The organism is Sphingobium sp. B10D7B, assembly GCF_025961955.1.
Classification (GTDB): Bacteria; Pseudomonadota; Alphaproteobacteria; order Sphingomonadales; family Sphingomonadaceae; genus Sphingobium.
In genome coordinates this window covers 3,303,690-3,319,250 of the sequence record NZ_JAOQOQ010000001.1, presented here as the reverse complement: position 1 = coordinate 3,319,250, position 15,561 = coordinate 3,303,690, and the positions used below count along the sequence as shown (strand labels likewise).

16 protein-coding genes are annotated in these 15,561 nt (G+C 64.6%); 13 read left to right on the top strand and 3 right to left on the bottom strand.

All coding sequences use genetic code 11. The annotated features are described in order from the left end of the window. The first annotated feature begins 23 nt into the window (after positions 1 to 23). Positions 24 to 1,523, top strand: a complete 1,500-nt coding sequence (locus tag M2331_RS15595) for a DegQ family serine endoprotease (RefSeq protein ID WP_181561121.1) — start codon at positions 24 to 26, stop codon at positions 1,521 to 1,523. A gap of 116 nt (positions 1,524 to 1,639) precedes the next feature. Then, positions 1,640 to 3,241 (top strand): helicase HerA-like domain-containing protein, encoded by a 1,602-nt coding sequence (locus tag M2331_RS15590; RefSeq protein WP_181561120.1) that lies wholly within the window; start codon positions 1,640 to 1,642, stop codon positions 3,239 to 3,241. Between the two features lie 20 nt (positions 3,242 to 3,261). On the opposite strand, the gene queF is transcribed toward M2331_RS15590, so the two are convergent. Beyond that, a complete protein-coding gene (queF, locus tag M2331_RS15585) occupies positions 3,262 to 3,708 on the bottom strand; it encodes a preQ(1) synthase (RefSeq protein ID WP_181561119.1) in 447 nt (148 codons plus the stop codon). 77 nt (positions 3,709 to 3,785) lie between these two features. On the opposite strand from queF, the gene sseA reads away from it, so the two are divergent. The 3 genes from sseA to M2331_RS15570 all read left to right on the top strand — a co-directional run bounded on the left by sseA (position 3,786) and on the right by M2331_RS15570 (position 6,930). After that, positions 3,786 to 4,631, top strand: a complete 846-nt coding sequence (sseA, locus tag M2331_RS15580; RefSeq protein WP_181561118.1) for a 3-mercaptopyruvate sulfurtransferase — start codon at positions 3,786 to 3,788, stop codon at positions 4,629 to 4,631. Beyond that, positions 4,628 to 5,872 carry a cystathionine beta-lyase gene (metC, locus tag M2331_RS15575; RefSeq protein ID WP_181561117.1) on the top strand — a complete coding sequence of 415 codons (1,245 nt, stop codon included), beginning with the start codon at positions 4,628 to 4,630 and terminating at the stop codon, positions 5,870 to 5,872. Before sseA ends, metC begins: the two co-directional genes overlap by 4 nt. Positions 5,873 to 6,192: 320 nt before the next feature. Then, positions 6,193 to 6,930: a TorF family putative porin gene (locus M2331_RS15570; RefSeq protein ID WP_181561116.1), complete on the top strand. Its 738-nt coding sequence runs from the start codon at positions 6,193 to 6,195 to the stop codon at positions 6,928 to 6,930. 128 nt (positions 6,931 to 7,058) lie between these two features. Here the strand turns inward: M2331_RS15570 and M2331_RS15565 are convergent, their stop codons facing one another. Beyond that, on the bottom strand, positions 7,059 to 7,604 hold the full coding sequence (locus M2331_RS15565; protein WP_264592461.1) for a peptidylprolyl isomerase: 546 nt from the start codon (positions 7,602 to 7,604) through the stop codon (positions 7,059 to 7,061). A gap of 314 nt (positions 7,605 to 7,918) precedes the next feature. On the opposite strand from M2331_RS15565, the gene M2331_RS15560 reads away from it, so the two are divergent. From M2331_RS15560 to pgeF, 4 genes are all read left to right on the top strand, one after another. Next, entirely contained in the window at positions 7,919 to 8,419 is a 501-nt protein-coding gene (locus M2331_RS15560; RefSeq protein WP_181561115.1) for a sterol desaturase family protein, read from the top strand. Positions 8,420 to 8,542: 123 nt separating this feature from the next. After that, entirely contained in the window at positions 8,543 to 9,406 is an 864-nt protein-coding gene (lgt, locus tag M2331_RS15555) for a prolipoprotein diacylglyceryl transferase (RefSeq protein ID WP_181561114.1), read from the top strand. Next, positions 9,396 to 10,415, top strand: coding sequence for a class I SAM-dependent methyltransferase (locus M2331_RS15550; protein WP_319800994.1), 1,020 nt, complete (start codon positions 9,396 to 9,398; stop codon positions 10,413 to 10,415). The genes lgt and M2331_RS15550 overlap by 11 nt, the downstream gene beginning before the upstream one ends. Next, on the top strand, positions 10,412 to 11,176 hold the full coding sequence (pgeF, locus tag M2331_RS15545; RefSeq protein WP_181561113.1) for a peptidoglycan editing factor PgeF: 765 nt from the start codon (positions 10,412 to 10,414) through the stop codon (positions 11,174 to 11,176). Before M2331_RS15550 ends, pgeF begins: the two co-directional genes overlap by 4 nt. Positions 11,177 to 11,204: 28 nt before the next feature. Here pgeF and M2331_RS15540 read toward each other — a convergent pair whose 3' ends face one another. Beyond that, positions 11,205 to 11,849, bottom strand: coding sequence for an HAD family hydrolase (locus tag M2331_RS15540; protein WP_181561579.1), 645 nt, complete (start codon positions 11,847 to 11,849; stop codon positions 11,205 to 11,207). A gap of 116 nt (positions 11,850 to 11,965) precedes the next feature. Here M2331_RS15540 and M2331_RS15535 point away from each other — a divergent pair, with 116 nt between their 5' ends. From M2331_RS15535 to M2331_RS15520, 4 genes are all read left to right on the top strand, one after another. After that, positions 11,966 to 13,075 carry an ABC transporter permease gene (locus tag M2331_RS15535; RefSeq protein ID WP_181561112.1) on the top strand — a complete coding sequence of 370 codons (1,110 nt, stop codon included), beginning with the start codon at positions 11,966 to 11,968 and terminating at the stop codon, positions 13,073 to 13,075. Next, a complete protein-coding gene (locus M2331_RS15530) occupies positions 13,072 to 13,872 on the top strand; it encodes an ABC transporter ATP-binding protein (RefSeq protein ID WP_181561111.1) in 801 nt (266 codons plus the stop codon). The genes M2331_RS15535 and M2331_RS15530 overlap by 4 nt, the downstream gene beginning before the upstream one ends. 74 nt (positions 13,873 to 13,946) lie before the next feature. Then, complete coding sequence (locus M2331_RS15525; RefSeq protein ID WP_181561110.1) at positions 13,947 to 14,909, top strand: MlaD family protein; 963 nt, start codon at positions 13,947 to 13,949, stop codon at positions 14,907 to 14,909. Continuing rightward, the gene (locus M2331_RS15520; protein ID WP_181561109.1) at positions 14,906 to 15,559 is read left to right on the top strand and encodes an ABC-type transport auxiliary lipoprotein family protein; all 654 of its coding nucleotides are present in this window, start codon (positions 14,906 to 14,908) and stop codon (positions 15,557 to 15,559) included. Before M2331_RS15525 ends, M2331_RS15520 begins: the two co-directional genes overlap by 4 nt. The last annotated feature ends 2 nt before the right edge of the window (positions 15,560 to 15,561 follow it).

Genomic DNA, 15,561 nt, shown 5'->3' with positions numbered 1-15,561 from the left:
ATGAAGAGAAGAGGAACATCTTCGTGCGCTACGCTTATGCTATTACCGCAGCCCTCCTCCTCGGCGGCACCGCCATTGCCCTGACATCCAATTCATCCACCGTCGTCGCGCAGACCGCGCAGAACGAGAATATGGCCGCAGCCGCGCCGCGCGGCGCGCCAATGAGCTTCGCCGACATGGCGCAGCGCCTGCAGCCGGCCGTGGTGAATATTTCCACCCGCCAGCGCGTGCAGGTGCAGAACCCGTTTGCGGGGACGCCGTTCGGCGCCCTGTTCGGCTCGGGCGACCAGCCGCAGACCCGCCAGGCGCAGTCGCTCGGCTCGGGCTTCATCATCTCGGCAGATGGTTATGTGGTCACCAACAATCATGTGATCGCGCCGGGTGCGCGGGGCGCGCGGGTCGACTCGATCACCGTCACCCTGCCCGACCGCACGGAATATGAGGCCAAGCTGATCGGCACCGATCCGCGCTCTGACCTTGCCGTGCTCAAGATCTCCACCACCAAGCCGCTGCCCTTCGTGAAGTTCGGCGATTCGACACAGGCGCGCGTGGGTGACTGGGTGATCGCGATCGGCAATCCCTTCGGCATCGGCAGCACGGTCACCGCCGGGATCATCTCGGCGCTCCACCGCAACACCGGTGGCGGCGAGCGCTTCATCCAGACCGACGCTTCGATCAACCAGGGCAATAGCGGCGGCCCGATGTTCGACATGAACGGCAATGTGATCGGGATCAACAGCCAGATCCTTTCGCCCACCGGCGGCAACATCGGCATCGGCTTCGCGATCCCGGCCGAGCAGGCTGTCCCGATCATCGAGACGCTGCGCAAGGGCCAGACCATCACGCGCGGCTATCTTGGCATCCAGATCGGCCAGCTTTCCGAAGACATGGCCGATTCGCTTGGCCTGCCCCGCAACCGCGGCGAGTTTGTGCATGGCGTCGAGCCGGGTCGCGCCGCCGACAAGGCTGGCATCAAGGCTGGCGATGTCATCGTGAAGGTTAACAATCGCGAGGTGAATCCGGACGAGACGCTGTCCTACATCGTCGCCAATCTGCCAGTCGGCTCCAGCGTGCCGATCGAGCTGATTCGCAATGGCAAGCGCATGACCATTCGCGCGACGATCGAGGAGCGTCCGGCAGAAGAGGAACTCGCCAACTTCAGCCAGCCGGCCGAGGACGATTTCTCGGACCAGGATGCCCAGGCCACCAAGGAAGCCTCGCAGCAATTGCTCGGCATCGCCGTCCAGTCGTTGACGCCCGCCATCGCCCGCCAGCTCGGCGTGCCGGCGGATACGCGCGGCGTGGTGGTGACGGCTGTCGACCCCGCGACCGATGCCGGACAGAAGGGGCTGCGCCGCGGCTTCGTCATTACCACGGCCAATGGCCAACCGGTCACCAGCGAGGCAGAACTGGGCAAGGCCGCGCAGGCCGCCAAGGATGCCGGCCGCAATGCCGTGCTCCTGCAGGTGGTCCGCCGCGGATCGCCGCCGGCGTTCGTGCCCATCCGCCTGCGCGGCATGTAAAAGCGGGCATCCCCGACGGAGTGAAAGGGCGCGATGACCTCGCGCCCTTTTCTGTTTGTGCCGCTTTTCTTGCTCCCCTTGCCAAGCTACCTCTGGCCCGTGGTTGGAGAACGGGCATGAGCGACGACACGAGCATCTTCATTGGCCAAAGTCTCGACGGCGAACCGCAGCGTCTGGTCCTGCGTCGCGCCAACCGGCACGGCCTGATTGCCGGCGCGACCGGAACCGGCAAGACGGTGACACTGCAGGGGCTGGCCGAGAGCTTTTCGGCGCAGGGCGTTCCGGTCTTTCTTGCCGATGTGAAGGGCGATCTGTCCGGCATCGCCATGGCTGGCTCGCCGACGGCAAAGAACGCCGACAAGCTGATCGCCCGCGCGCAGGAAATCGGCATGGCTGACTATGCCTTCTCGGATAATCCGGCGATCTTCTGGGATCTTTATGGCGAACAGGGCCATCCGGTCCGCGCCACCATTTCCGAAATGGGGCCGTTGCTGCTCGCCCGGCTGATGGGGCTGAACGAAACGCAGGAAGGCGTGCTGACCATCGCCTTCCGCTATGCGGATGATGAAGGGCTGCTCCTGCTCGACCTGGGCGATCTGCAGGCGATGCTGGCTTATTGCGCTGACAATGCCGACATGCTCACCAGCCGCTATGGAAATGTGACCAAGGCCAGCGTGGGCGCCATCCAGCGCCAGCTTTTGCAGCTCGAATCGCAGGGTGGCGACAAATTCTTCGGCGAGCCCGCGCTGGAGATCAGCGACCTGATCCGCACCGATGAGAAGGGCCGCGGGTTCATCAACATCCTCGCCGCCGACAAGCTGATGCGCAGCCCGAAGCTGTATGCGACCTTCCTGCTCTGGCTGCTGTCCGAGCTCTTCGAAACGCTGCCGGAAGTCGGCGACCCTGCAAAGCCCGTGCTCGTCTTCTTTTTCGATGAAGCGCATCTGCTTTTCGACGACGCCCCCAAGGCGCTGGTCGACAAGATCGAGCAGGTCGTGCGCCTGATCCGCTCCAAGGGCGTGGGCGTGTATTTCGTGACGCAGAACCCTATCGACGTGCCGGAGGATGTGGCGGGGCAACTCGGCAACCGAGTGCAACATGCCCTGCGCGCCTTCACCCCGCGTGAGCAGAAGGCGATCAAGGCCGCCGCCGAGACGTTCCGCGCCAATCCCGCTCTGAACGTCGAAACCGCGATCATCGAACTGCGCGTGGGCGAGGCACTCGTCTCCCTGCTGCAGGAAGATGGCGCGCCATCGATGGTCCAGCGCACGCTGATCGCGCCACCCCGCTCGCGGCTGGGCGTGCTGGACGCGAAGGAGCGCGCGATCATCCAGTCCATTTCGCCCTGCGACGGCAAATATGACGAGGCGATCAACCGCGAATCAGCCGAGGAGATCCTGCTGGCCCGCACGCAGGCCGCAGCCGCGGCCGCAGATGCAGCCAAGGCACAGGCCGAGGCGGACAAGGCAGCCGCGCAGCAGGCCAGGTTGGAAGCCAAACAGCGCGAGGCAGAAGCGCGCGCTCAGGCGCGGGAAGCTTCCAAGCCGAGCAATCTCGACCGCGCCATCCAGTCCGCGACGCGCTCGGCCGCTTCTTCGGTGGGCCGGCAGGTCGCCAATGAGATCGGCAAGGCGATTCTCGGTGGATCGAGTCGCAAGAGCAGCGGCGGGCTGGTCGGGCGTCTCGTGCGCGGCGTGTTGGGCGGACTGCTCAAATAACGGTTCGCTCGGGCGCCCGCTTAGCCCCGGCCGCGATAGCCGGGGACATCCTGAACCGGGAGCCATACGCCATCCAGGGGCGGACCGGACTGCCAGAATACATCGATGGGAATGCCACCACGCGGATACCAATAGCCGCCGATGCGCAGCCAGAGCGGCTGCATTTCGGCCGTCAGCCGTTCACCGATGCCGACCGTGCAATCCTCGTGGAAACCGGCATGATTGCGGAAACTGCCGAGGAAGAGCTTGAGCGACTTGGATTCCACAATCGTCTCGCCCGGCACATAATCGATGACCAGATGCGCGAAATCGGGCTGGCCGGTGACGGGGCAAAGCGATGTGAACTCCGGCGCGGTGAAGCGCACCAGATAGGGCCGGCCCTTGCGGGGATTGGGCACATAATCGAGAACGGCCTCCTCCGGGCTTGCCGGAAGGCCGCTTGTCTGACCGAGATGCTTGAGTGTCATGCCACGCGCCTTAATATGATTCGTGGCCGGCGCGAACCCCTTGCGCCAACCATCCCACCTCAAGGATACGCTTCGCCATGGATATGCTGGTTTCTACCGATTGGCTCGCAAAGGCGCTCGGCGCGCCGGACCTCAAGGTCCTCGATGCCACGGCCTTCTTGCCGGGCACCCCGCGTGACCCCAAGGCGGAATATCTGGCGCAGCATATTCCCGGCGCTTTGTTCCTCGATCTCTCGACGCTCAACGACGCGAGCGATCCACGCCCCGCGATGGTGCCGACCAACGCCCAGTTCGCCGAGCGGATGGCGGCCCTCGGCATCGGGCAGGACGACCGCATCGTCATCTACGACAATAGTCCGCTGAGCAGCGCGGGCCGGGCGTGGTGGCTGCTACGCATCTTTGGCGCACGTCAGGTTGCTATTTTGGATGGCGGGTTGGCGCGCTGGACGGCAGAAGGCCGCCCGACCGAAGCAGGCGAGGCAGCCAGGTCGAACAACGGTGCCTTCACCGCCGCCTGCGACGACAGCGCGATTGCCAGCAAGGCCGATGTGCTCGCCAATTTGAAGAGTTGCGCCGCGCAAGTCGTGGATGCCCGCAGCGCCGACCGGTTTCGGGGTGACGCCGCCGAGCCGCGCCCCGGCATGGCGGAAGGCCATATTCCAGGTTCCGCCAATCTGCCGTCGAACCTGTTGCTGGACGAACAGGGACGCTGGAAGCAGGGCGATGAGCTGCGCCAAGCCTTTGACGATGCAGGCGTCGACCTCGACAAGCCCCTGATCATGAGCTGTGGCAGCGGCGTCACCGCCTGCAATCTGCTGTTCGGCGCGGCACTACTGGGCAAGGAGGACGTACGAATCTACGACGGGAGCTGGTCTGAATGGGGGGCCGATCCCGCGACACCCAAGGCGGTCGGTCCGGCATGAGCGGCACCAGCGACGACGGAAAGACCGGCAAACCTCTTGGCCTGGGCACAAGACTGGTCCAGGCTGGTCGCCGCCCGGAATGGACCGGGATGCCCGGGCAACCCGGCGGGATCGTCAACCCACCCGTCTGGCGCGCTTCCACCATATTGTATGAGGATGTAGCGCATCTGCGCAGCGCCACGACCGCCGATCCGCACCGCCTCTATTATGGCCGGCGTGGCGCGCCCACGAGCTGGTCGCTGACTGAGGCCATCACCCAGTTGGAGCCGGAAGCGGCCGCCACGATGCTCTACCCCTCGGGCGTCGCCGCCATTGCCGGCGCTTTGCTCGCAGTGCTGAAGCCCGGCGACGAACTGCTGATGGTCGACAGCGTCTACGGCCCGACTCGCGCGATGTGCGATGGAATGCTGCGCGAGTTCGGCGTGCGGACGATGTATTATGATCCGCTCATCGGCGCCGATATCGCCGCGCTTTGCACCGAGCATACCCGAGCCATCTTCCTCGAAAGCCCCGGCAGCCTGACCTTCGAGGTGCAGGACGTGCCCGCCATTGTCGCAGTGGCAAAGGCGCGCGGGATCATCACGCTGATCGACAACACCTGGGCGACACCCTTGCTGCTGCCGGCCCTCAGCCTGGGGGTTGATGTGTCGATCCTCGCCTGCACAAAGTATCTTTGCGGCCATAGTGACGTCATGATGGGGTCGGTCACCGCCAATGCGGCGCTGTGGCCGGCCATCCACAAGCGCGGCCACATGCTGGGCCAGACCGTCAGCCCGGACGATGCCTGGCTGGTGCTGCGCGGCATGCGGACGCTGGCCGTGCGCCTCAAGCATCAGGGCGAAAGCGGGCTGGCGCTGGCCCGCTGGCTGGAAGCGCGGCCAGAGGTCGCGCGCGTGCTGCACCCGGCTTTGGCATCCTGCCCCGGTCATGAAGCGTGGCGCCGCGATTTCGCCGGGAGCGCCGGCCTGTTTGCTTTCGAACTGGCGAGCAACGACGACTCGGCCCGCGCGGCTTTAATCGACGCGCTGACGCTGTTCGGTATCGGCTATAGCTGGGGCGGGTTCGAGAGCCTTGCCCTGCCGGTCGATCCCGCCAGCCTGCGCACGGCGCGACAGTGGGAGGCCAAGGGTTTGCTGGTGCGGATCAATGTCGGGCTGGAAGAGCCTGACGATCTCATCGCGGACCTCGAAGAGGGGCTTCAGCGTTGGCACCTTGCGATGGAGCACCACGCCGCTCCTTGAGTCGCCCGCTGCTTGCACTGCACCCTGGCTGAACGCCGATGGGGGCACTTCGCACCTGAACAAGTCTGGCGAAACCTCCAGATGCGCCTGCTTCCCCTACGGTTTCGGTCAATAGCCAGCGTGGCGCGGCTGCAACACTTCATGAGTTCGCAACACATATGTGCAGTTTCTGTCTTGTGCGTCGCACAAGACAGAGGCATCAGGATCGCGGCTTGCCGGCAAGTCCGCTCAACCGCAGCAAAATGCGGATCCAAAATGAAGCGATCGCCCGGCGCTGCAGGCAGGGACGATCGCATTTTTATCTCGTTAAGGGGAATCCCATGCGTAAGTCCATTCTGGGCCTCTCGGCCCTCGCTATTTTTGCTACTGCCACCCCTGCCCTCGCGCAGGACGATGACAGCGGCCTGACGGTTTCCGGCTCCGCCACCGTTGTGTCCGATTACCGCTTCCGCGGCTTCTCGCAGACGAAGCAGAATGCTGCCATCCAGGCCGGCATCACCGTCACGCACGACAGCGGTTTCTACTTCGGCACCTGGGGTTCGAACGTCGACTTCCCGGATCTCGACGGCGCTGGCAATGGCGCGACCGCTGAGCTCGACTTCTTCGCCGGCTACTCCACGGAGCTGGCTCCGGGCGTGACGGTCGACGCCGGTCTGCTCTATTATCTGTACCCGAAGGACACGGTCACCGACGTCGCGACCGACTTTTTCGAGCCTTATGTGACGCTCAAGACCACGCTTGGCCCGGTCGGCCTGGCAGTCACGGCGAACTACGCCTGGAAGCAGGACGCGCTCGGCAAGAACGATGCCTTCTACATCAAGGCCGCTCCGTCGCTCGCCATCCCTGGCACGCCGTTCACTGTTGACGGCAGCATCGGCTACGCAACGAGCGATAGCTTCCTCGGCGGCGTTGACGGCGAAGTGTTCGACTGGTCGGCTGGCGTGAGCGCCAGCTGGAAGCAGCTGACCTTCGGCGTGCGCTATGTCGACACCGACGAGCCCGGCCAGATCCGCGGCAGCGACGCAGCGGTCGTGTTCTCGGTCGGCGCAGCGTTCTGATCGAATAAAGTGCGGCCGTCACCGGGGGGAGACGGCTGAACAAAGGGGTCGCGACATCCGTCGCGGCCCCTTTTTATTATGGGCGACGAGGGAGCGGCCGCGCTCTTACAACCCGACCTCGAACCAGGTCAGTCGGCCTTGGCCCGCCGGGCCGTGATGATGCGAATGGCAGGCTCGAGCATCTGCCCCTTCATCACGCCTTCACCCTTCGTCGCGCTGCGCGGGGCGTTCCAGATGCTGCGAATGACATCCATGCCGTCGATCACCCGGCCGAAAGCGGCAAAACCCGGCTGATCCTGCGTCGCGTCGAAGCCACGCATGTCGCCGACGATGATAAAGAAATCGCCCGTCGCCGTCCCTGGCGCACCTTGCGCCATGGAAATGACGCCTTCGATATGGCTCAGCCCGGTCTTGCTGGTCGGCTCATGCGGCACGGGTTTCAGGATGCGCTTTGGATCGTTCTGCGTTCCGCCCTGGATGAATCCACCGGGCGTGCCGTCCTCCCATTTGAAGGCGCGATAGAAGAACGTGCCATCGAGCCGCTTCCCATCGACATAGGCGAGGAAATTGGCTGCAGTCACGGGTGCACGCTCTGTCTCGATCGCAAGGGTGACGGCGCCGGCGCTGGTCGTCAGGACGACGGGCACGGTCTCAAAGACCTGCGTCTCGACCACCTCCCGCGCCTTGGCAGCCTCCTCCTCAGCCTTGCGTTGGACCGCGGCCGCTTCGGCCGCCCGCGCGGCGGCCTCGGCACGGTTGATCGCTTCCAGCTCGGCATCGATCTTCGCCTGAATCTCGGCTTCGGATCGCTGGGCGTGGGCCGGGGCAAGCGCCGTTGCCGAGAGGGTGGCCAGGGCGACGGGCATCGTCAGCCGGCGAAGGCGTGAGAGGATCATCATGACGCCATGCTAACCCGCGCTCTCCCCGCAAGACAAGGCAGCCCTTTCGCTTCACAGCCTGTCCCCGCAAGCCTATAGGCGGGAGCACCATGTCGTTCCTCAGACTCGTCGCTCTCTTCATCCTCACCGTCGCGCTGATGGAGGGCTTTGCCTATGTGATGCACCGCTGGGTGATGCACGGCCCCGGCTGGTTTCTGCATGCCAGCCATCATCGGCCGCGAAAGGGCAATTGGGAGCTCAACGATCTCTATTTCGTGATCTTCGCCCTGCCCTCGATCCTGATGTTGCTCGGCGGCGTGCAATGGGGCTGGGGCAACTGGGCGACCGCCGTCGGCGCCGGGATCGCCGCTTATGGCGCCATCTACCTCGGCTTCCACGACATCATCGTTCACCAGCGGGTGAAGCATCGTTACGTGGCCCGCTCGCCTTACATGAAGCGCATCGTGCAAGCGCATCGCCTGCATCATGTGGTGGAAACGCGCGAGGGCAATGTGAGCTTCGGCTTCCTGATCGCGCCGGCGCCGGAAGACCTCAAGCGACAACTCGCTGGCATGGATACAGGCCGCATCCGCGATGCCCGGGGCCGGTAGAAGGCTCTCGCCGCCAGGGCTGCTTTCCCTGCCGAGGATATGGCTTGCAGCGGCCTGTCATTCTCCGGCCTTGGTGTTGCTGACGTCTTGCACTATGCAGCGCAAAACTGACGGGGAAAACACTTGACGCTTGCTGTCCTGGCCGCTGCTCAGCCCATCTATTTCCAGAATCTCGGGCTCGATCCGGTCGCCCTCGATCTCGGCTTCTTCGCGATCAAATGGTATAGCCTGGCCTATCTCGCCGGCATCCTGATCGGTTATTGGTATCTGACGGTGCTGCTCCGCCAGCCCGGCGCGCCCATGGCACGGCGCCATGCCGACGATTTCATCTTCAATGCCACGCTCGGCATCATCGTGGGCGGACGGCTCGGCTATATTCTCTTCTATCAGCCGTCGATCCTCCAGAACCCCATCGACATCTTCAAGCTGTGGGAAGGCGGCATGTCGCTGCATGGCGGCACCATAGGCGTCATCGCCGCGATCTGGTGGATGGCCCGGCGCGAGAAGCTCTCCTTCCTGCGGGTGGCGGACTATATCGCCTGCGTCGTGCCGTTCGGGTTGTTCTTCGGCCGTCTCGCCAACTTCGTGAATGGCGAACTGTGGGGCAAGGTCACCACCGTGCCATGGGGTATCGTTTTCCCCGGCGGAGGCGACATGCCCCGGCATCCCAGCCAGCTTTATGAAGCGCTGCTGGAAGGGCCGCTGATGTTCGCGATCCTCGCCTTCTTCTTCTGGAAAACCAAAGCCCGCTACGAACCCGGCAAGCTGTTCGGCATTGCCGCGCTCTGCTACGGCGCCGCCCGCTTCTTCGTCGAGTTCTACCGCGAGGCGGATTCCCAGTTGATGGAGTTCGCGGAACGCACCGGCCTTCATATGGGCCAGTGGCTGACCCTGCCGATGCTGGTGCTGGGCCTTTATCTGGTGGTGACCGCGAAGGGCCGCCGGACCCGCGTCGAGCCGATTGCCGGGCAGGACAGTGTCGCCTGACATCTGGCAGGGCCGCAACACCCTCTCGCTCCACGAGTTCATGGCGGCAGCCAATGCCGCTTATTATGCCGGGCGCGATCCCTTGGGCGCACGCGGGGACTTCATCACCGCGCCGGAGATCAGCCAGATGTTCGGCGAGCTGATCGGGCTTTGGATGGCCGATCTTGCCTTGCGCGCCGGTGTCGGCCCTTCGTTCGCCTATGTCGAGCTGGGACCGGGTCGCGGTACGCTCGCGGCCGACGCCCTGCGAGCAATGGGCCAGGCCAGGCTCTCGCCGCCGGTTCATCTCGTCGAGACCAGCCCCACACTGCGCGCACACCAGCAGGCTGCGGTGCCGGGGGCGATCTGGCATGACAGCGTGGCGACACTGCCCGATGATCGTCCGCTCATCGTCATCGCCAACGAGTTTTTCGATGCCCTGCCGATCCGCCAGTTCCAGCGCGCCGGCGCGGGCTGGCGCGAACGCTTCGTGCAGCGCGAGCCCGCTGCTTTCATCCTTGGCGGTGAGGATTGCGGCCAGCACATTCCCCTTGCGCTCGGCGATGCGCCTTTGGGATCCATGGTCGAGCGCAATTTTGCGGCCGAAGCCATCGTCGCCGATCTCGCAGAGCGGTTCTGCCGACAGGGCGGTGCGCTGCTGACCATCGATTATGGCTATGAGGGACCGGCATCGGGCGATACGCTGCAAGCGATGAGCCAGCACCGCTTTGCCGATCCGCTTGATGCGCCGGGCACCCGCGACCTGACCGCCCATGTCGACTTCGGCATGATTGCCGCCGTCGGCCGGGCGCACGGGTTGCGGCCGCAACCATGCATCGGGCAGGGCGCCCTGCTCACGGCGCTGGGCATCGATGCGCGCGCAGCCACGCTTACCCGCGCAAATCCTGCGCGTGCCGAGGATCTGCGCGCCGCGCGCGACCGGCTGGTTGAGCCCGCTCAGATGGGTACGCTGTTCAAGGCCCTCGCCCTGCGTCACCCGGACTGGCCGGCATCGGCGGGGTTCGCATGAGCATCGAAGTGCTGCGCGCCGGCGCGCTGGGCGACGTGCCCCATGGCTTTCTCGGACGGACGGGCGGCGTCTCAACCGGCATTCACGCCGGATTGAATGTCGGCTTGGGTTCGGATGACGAACGCGATGCCGTCCTGACAAATCGCGATCTGGCGCGCGAAGCCGTACTGCCGGAATCGAAGCTGGTAACGCTTCATCAGGTCCATTCCGCCCGCGTCGTCATTGCGGACAACGCCTTTCCGCTCGACGCCCGACCGGAAGCCGATGCGCTGGTGACGGCACGCCCCGGGCTGCTGCTCGGCGTCCTCACCGCCGATTGCGTGCCGATCCTCTTTGCCGATCCCACCCATGGCGTCGTGGGGGCGGCCCATGCGGGGTGGAAAGGCGCGCTCCACGGCGTGGCGGAAGCGACCATTGACGCCATGACGTCCTTGGGCGCGACACGCACCAGCATCGCCTGCGCCATTGGCCCATGCATCGGCAAGGCGAGCTATGAGGTAAGCGCCAGTTTCGAGCGCCCGTTCCTGGAACGCGATCCGGATGACGAGCGCTTTTTCGCCGAGGGCCGCTCTGGCCATCTGCAGTTCGACATCTCCGGCTATGTCGGAGCGCGACTGGCGCAGGCGGGCATCGGCACGGTCACCTTGCTGGATGAGGACACGTACAGCCAGCCCGCGCGCTTCTTCTCCTACCGTCGCGCCTGCCATGCCGGAGAACCCGGCTATGGGCGGCAGATTTCGCTGATCGGATTGCCGGCTTAAGCGCGGCCTTGTGTCGCGCCGCGCAACTTCACCAGTGCAGAACCGGCCAGCCCTCTTCCGCCGCCAGTGACGCCAAGGCGCGATGGGGATTGGCCGCATAGCCCTCGTCCGCAAAGCCCAACAGCGGTGCATCGGTGACGTGATCGCTATAGGCGCGGACGTGCGCATCGGCCCGGGCAATCCCTTCGCGGGACATCCACGCCTCGATCATCCGCAACTTTGCGACGTCATAGCAGTTCTCTCCTGCAATGCGTGCCCGGATGTAGTCGACACCCTGGCTGAAATGATCGGTAGCAATCACATCATCGAAGCCCAGCCTCTTCGCAATCGGCTCGACATAAAGCCGGAAGGATGCCGAAGCGATCACCAACCGGCAGCCGGAGGCGCGATCCTGCGCGATCTGGGCCAGCGCGCCGGCACGGATGTTGCGCGCAATCACCTTGTCGGCATAGGCCTCCACGGCCGGGCGGATCCTCTCGCGATTGACCCGTCGCCCGATCAGCAGCGCCTGATTGAGTTCCTTCGCCCGGCCACGATCGACCAGCCGCAGCACGTAACCGAGCATGACGATTCCCGCCAAAGGCAGGAAAATCAGCCGCCACGGCGCCAGCGAGAGAGCCATGTGCGTGAGAAACGCCGCATAGGTGCCGCGCACGGTGATCGTGCGGTCCATGTCGTAGATCGCGATCCTCTGCACCGCTCTATGTCTCCCTGTACTCTCGGGCTGCGGCCCGCCAGATGGTCCAATTCGGCTTGCCGTGCAACGCAAACTGGCCCACTGTGGCTCAGATGACGCAATCTGCCGACCTCATCGAGAGCAACGATGCAACAGGCCGGACGGTTGCCTTCACCGGCAGCCTTGCGCTCGCCCAGATCGGCGATCTGCCCAATCGCACAGATGCGATAGAGGGCGATGTCGTCCGGATCGACCTCACGCAGGTCACCCAGATCGACACAATCGGCGCGTGGATCGTCCACAGCCTCGCCAAACGCACGCAGGCGGAAATCACCGGCGCCAGTGACGACGCAATGCGCCTGATCGACGTCGTCTCGCGCAACGATCAACCGCTGGAAACGCGCAATGTGCCGCCCCATCCGATCGTGCGCATTCTTGAGGAAGTGGGTGTTGCAACCCGGATGACCTTCAACACGATGATCGGCCTGCTCGGCTTTCTGGGCGCCGTCGTCATCACATCGTTCATGCTTCTGCGGCATCCCTCCCGCATCCGTCTGATCGCGGTCGTCCAGCGTATCGAGGTCGTCGGTATTTCGGCGCTCTTCATCATCGGGCTGATGAGCTTCCTCGTCGGCATCGTGATCGCGCAGCAAGGATCGGTGCAGCTCGAGCAGTTCGGCATGGAAGTGCTGACCGTCAATCTCGTTGGGCGCCTGACGTTCCGCGAACTGGGCGTGCTGATGACGGCCATCATGGTCGCCGGCCGCTCGGGATCGGCCTTTGCCGCGCAGATCGGCACTATGCAGCTCAATGAAGAAGTGGACGCGATGCGCACCATCGGCGTCTCGCCCATGGAAGCGCTGGTCATGCCGCGCATCATGGCCGCGGTCATCATGATGCCGCTGCTCGGCTTCTATGCCTCGGTCATGGCGGTGATCGGCGGTGCCTTCCTGTGCGCGGTCTCGCTCGACATTCCGCCCGTCACCTTCTTCCAGCGGCTGCGTGAAGTCGTGCCGCTGACCGACCTTTACATCGGCCTCATCAAGGCGCCGGTCTTTGGCCTCATCATCGCGATCGCAGGCTGCTTCCAGGGCCTGCAGGTGCGCGGCAATGCCGAGGAAGTCGGCCTGCGTACCACGGCCGCTGTGGTGCAGGCGATCTTCATCGTCATCGTGCTCGATGCCATCTTCGCGGTGTTCTTCACCTGGCTGGGGTGGAAATGAGCGCTAGCGACGATCCGGTCATCTCCATCCGCGGACTGGCCAATCGCTTCGGCGACCAGACCGTGCATGACGGGCTGGACCTCGACGTGCGGCGCGGCGAGATTCTCGGCGTCGTGGGTGGATCAGGCACCGGCAAGTCGGTGCTGATGCGCTCGATCATCGGACTGCAAAGCCCTTATGACGGCTCCATCGAGGTGTTCGGCGAACAGATGCTGGACCGCGACCCTGCGGACCCGGAATTGCTGGCAATCCGCAAGCGCTGGGGCATCCTGTTCCAGAACGGCGCGCTGTTCTCCACGCTGACCGTCTCCGAGAATGTGCAGGTGCCGCTGCGCGAATATTATCCCGATCTGCCGGTTCAGCTGCGCGAGGAAATCGCCGCCTACAAGATTCTGATGACCGGCCTTCCGGATAATGCGGGGCCGAAATTCCCATCCGAGCTCTCCGGCGGGATGCGCAAGCGCGCCGGCCTCGCCCGCGCACTGGCCCTCGATCCCGCCTTGCTATTCCTCGATGAGCCGACTGCAGGGCTCGACCCCATCGGTGCTGCGGCATTCGACGAGCAGACGCGGGCCTTGCAGGAGACGCTCGGCCTCACCGTGTTCCTGATCACCCATGATCTCGACACGCTCCACGCCATTTGCGACCGCGTTGCCGTGCTCGCCGATCAAAAGGTCATCGCAGTCGGCACGATCGACGAGTTGCTTGCGCTCGATCATCCCTGGATCCAGGAATATTTCAACGGGCCGCGCGGGCGCGTTGCCCATGGCCAGAGCGCCAAGAAGAGAGGCGCGTGATGCACAATCGGCCGCAGACATGGACAGGGTGGAACCACGGCGCCATAAAGCCGTTGGGGGAAAGCAGGAAATAGATGGAAACACGATCCAACAATGTGTTCGTGGGCGCGGTCGTCCTGCTCCTGATGGCCTTGACGGTCGGGGCAGCCTTCTGGTTCTCACGCATCGGCGAATCCGATCGCAAGGAATACGACATCTTCTTCAAGCAGTCGGTGAGCGGCATCGCCCGTGGATCGGCGGTGACTTATGCTGGCGTGCCCTCGGGGCAGGTCCAGTCGATCGAGCTTTGGGAGCGCGACCCCCAGTTCGTGCGCGTGCGCATCGTCGTCAGCCGGACGACGCCCGTCCTGCAGGGCACGACCGCGACGATCAATGGCGTGGGCTTTACCGGCGTCTCGGAAATTCAGCTTGAGGGCGCGGTGCGCGGCGCACCGCCGATCGTCTGCCCGGAGCGCAATGCGCAGTCGGTCTGCCCGGAAGGCGTGCCTGTCATCCCGACCAAGCCCGGTGCCCTCGGCGAACTTCTCAACAGCGCACCCATGCTGCTGGAGCGGCTGACGACGCTCACCGAGCGCCTGACTGAGTTGCTGGATGATCGCAACCAGAAGCATATTGCCGGCATCCTGCAGAATCTCGACAAGCTGACCGGTGACATCGCCGCGCGCGGGCCGGAACTGGCTGATACCATCACACAAGCCAAGCTGACGCTCGAAAATGCCTCCAAGGCTGCCGAATCGCTCGCCCAGGCAGCGAACAACACCAATGCGCTGGTGAACGAAGAGGGTCGTCCCCTCATCCGCGATCTGCGCACAACGATCCGCAATGCCGGCGCGACGCTGGAAACGCTGGATGCGACCCTGAAGGAGGCACAGCCGGGCATGCGGACCTTTACCCGCGACACCATGCCGCAAATCGGCCTGCTGGTCCGCGATCTGCGTCAGGTCTCCCGTTCGCTTCAGGCTGTGACGGATACCGTTGAACAACAGGGTGCAGGCGCCTTGATCGGCTCGCCCAAATTGCCGGATTACAAGCCATGACGAACAGCAGAGCGAACGTGCAGACCACCCCGGCGACCAGCGGAGCAGCGATACGCAAGGCAGCGCGGGCGGCCCTGATCACGGGTCTGCTAATCTCGGCGGCCGGGTGCGTGAAGTTCGGTGCCGAGCCGCCCGACCGGCTGCTCGCCATTGCCAGCACGGCGACGGTGCCGGCCGGGGTATCGGCGTCTAGTGCCAGTGAATCCGCCCTGTTCATCGACGTGCCGAACGTGCCCAAAGCCCTCGCGACTCCGCGCGTGGCGGTGCGCGAGAACAGCACGAGCTTTGCCTATGTGAAAGACGCGATCTGGGTCGACACGCCGGCCCGGCAATTCCAGTCGCTGCTGTCCGAGACGATCCGGTCGCGCAGCAATATCCTCGTGCTCGACCCCGGCCAGTATCTCGCCCGCACTGGCTACATCCTCAATGGCGATCTGGTCGAATTCGGCATCGATGCGACGCGCCGGGAAGCGGTCGTCACGTTCGATGCGACCATGCTCTCGCCCGACGGCCTGACGGTGACGCGCCAGCGGTTCACCGCCTCCGCGCCGGTGAGCCGCATCGACGCAGATGGCGTCGCCCCGGCGATCAGCGCTGCCGCCAACGATGTCGCCAATGCCGTGGCGACCTGGGTCTCCAGCCGGACCTGACG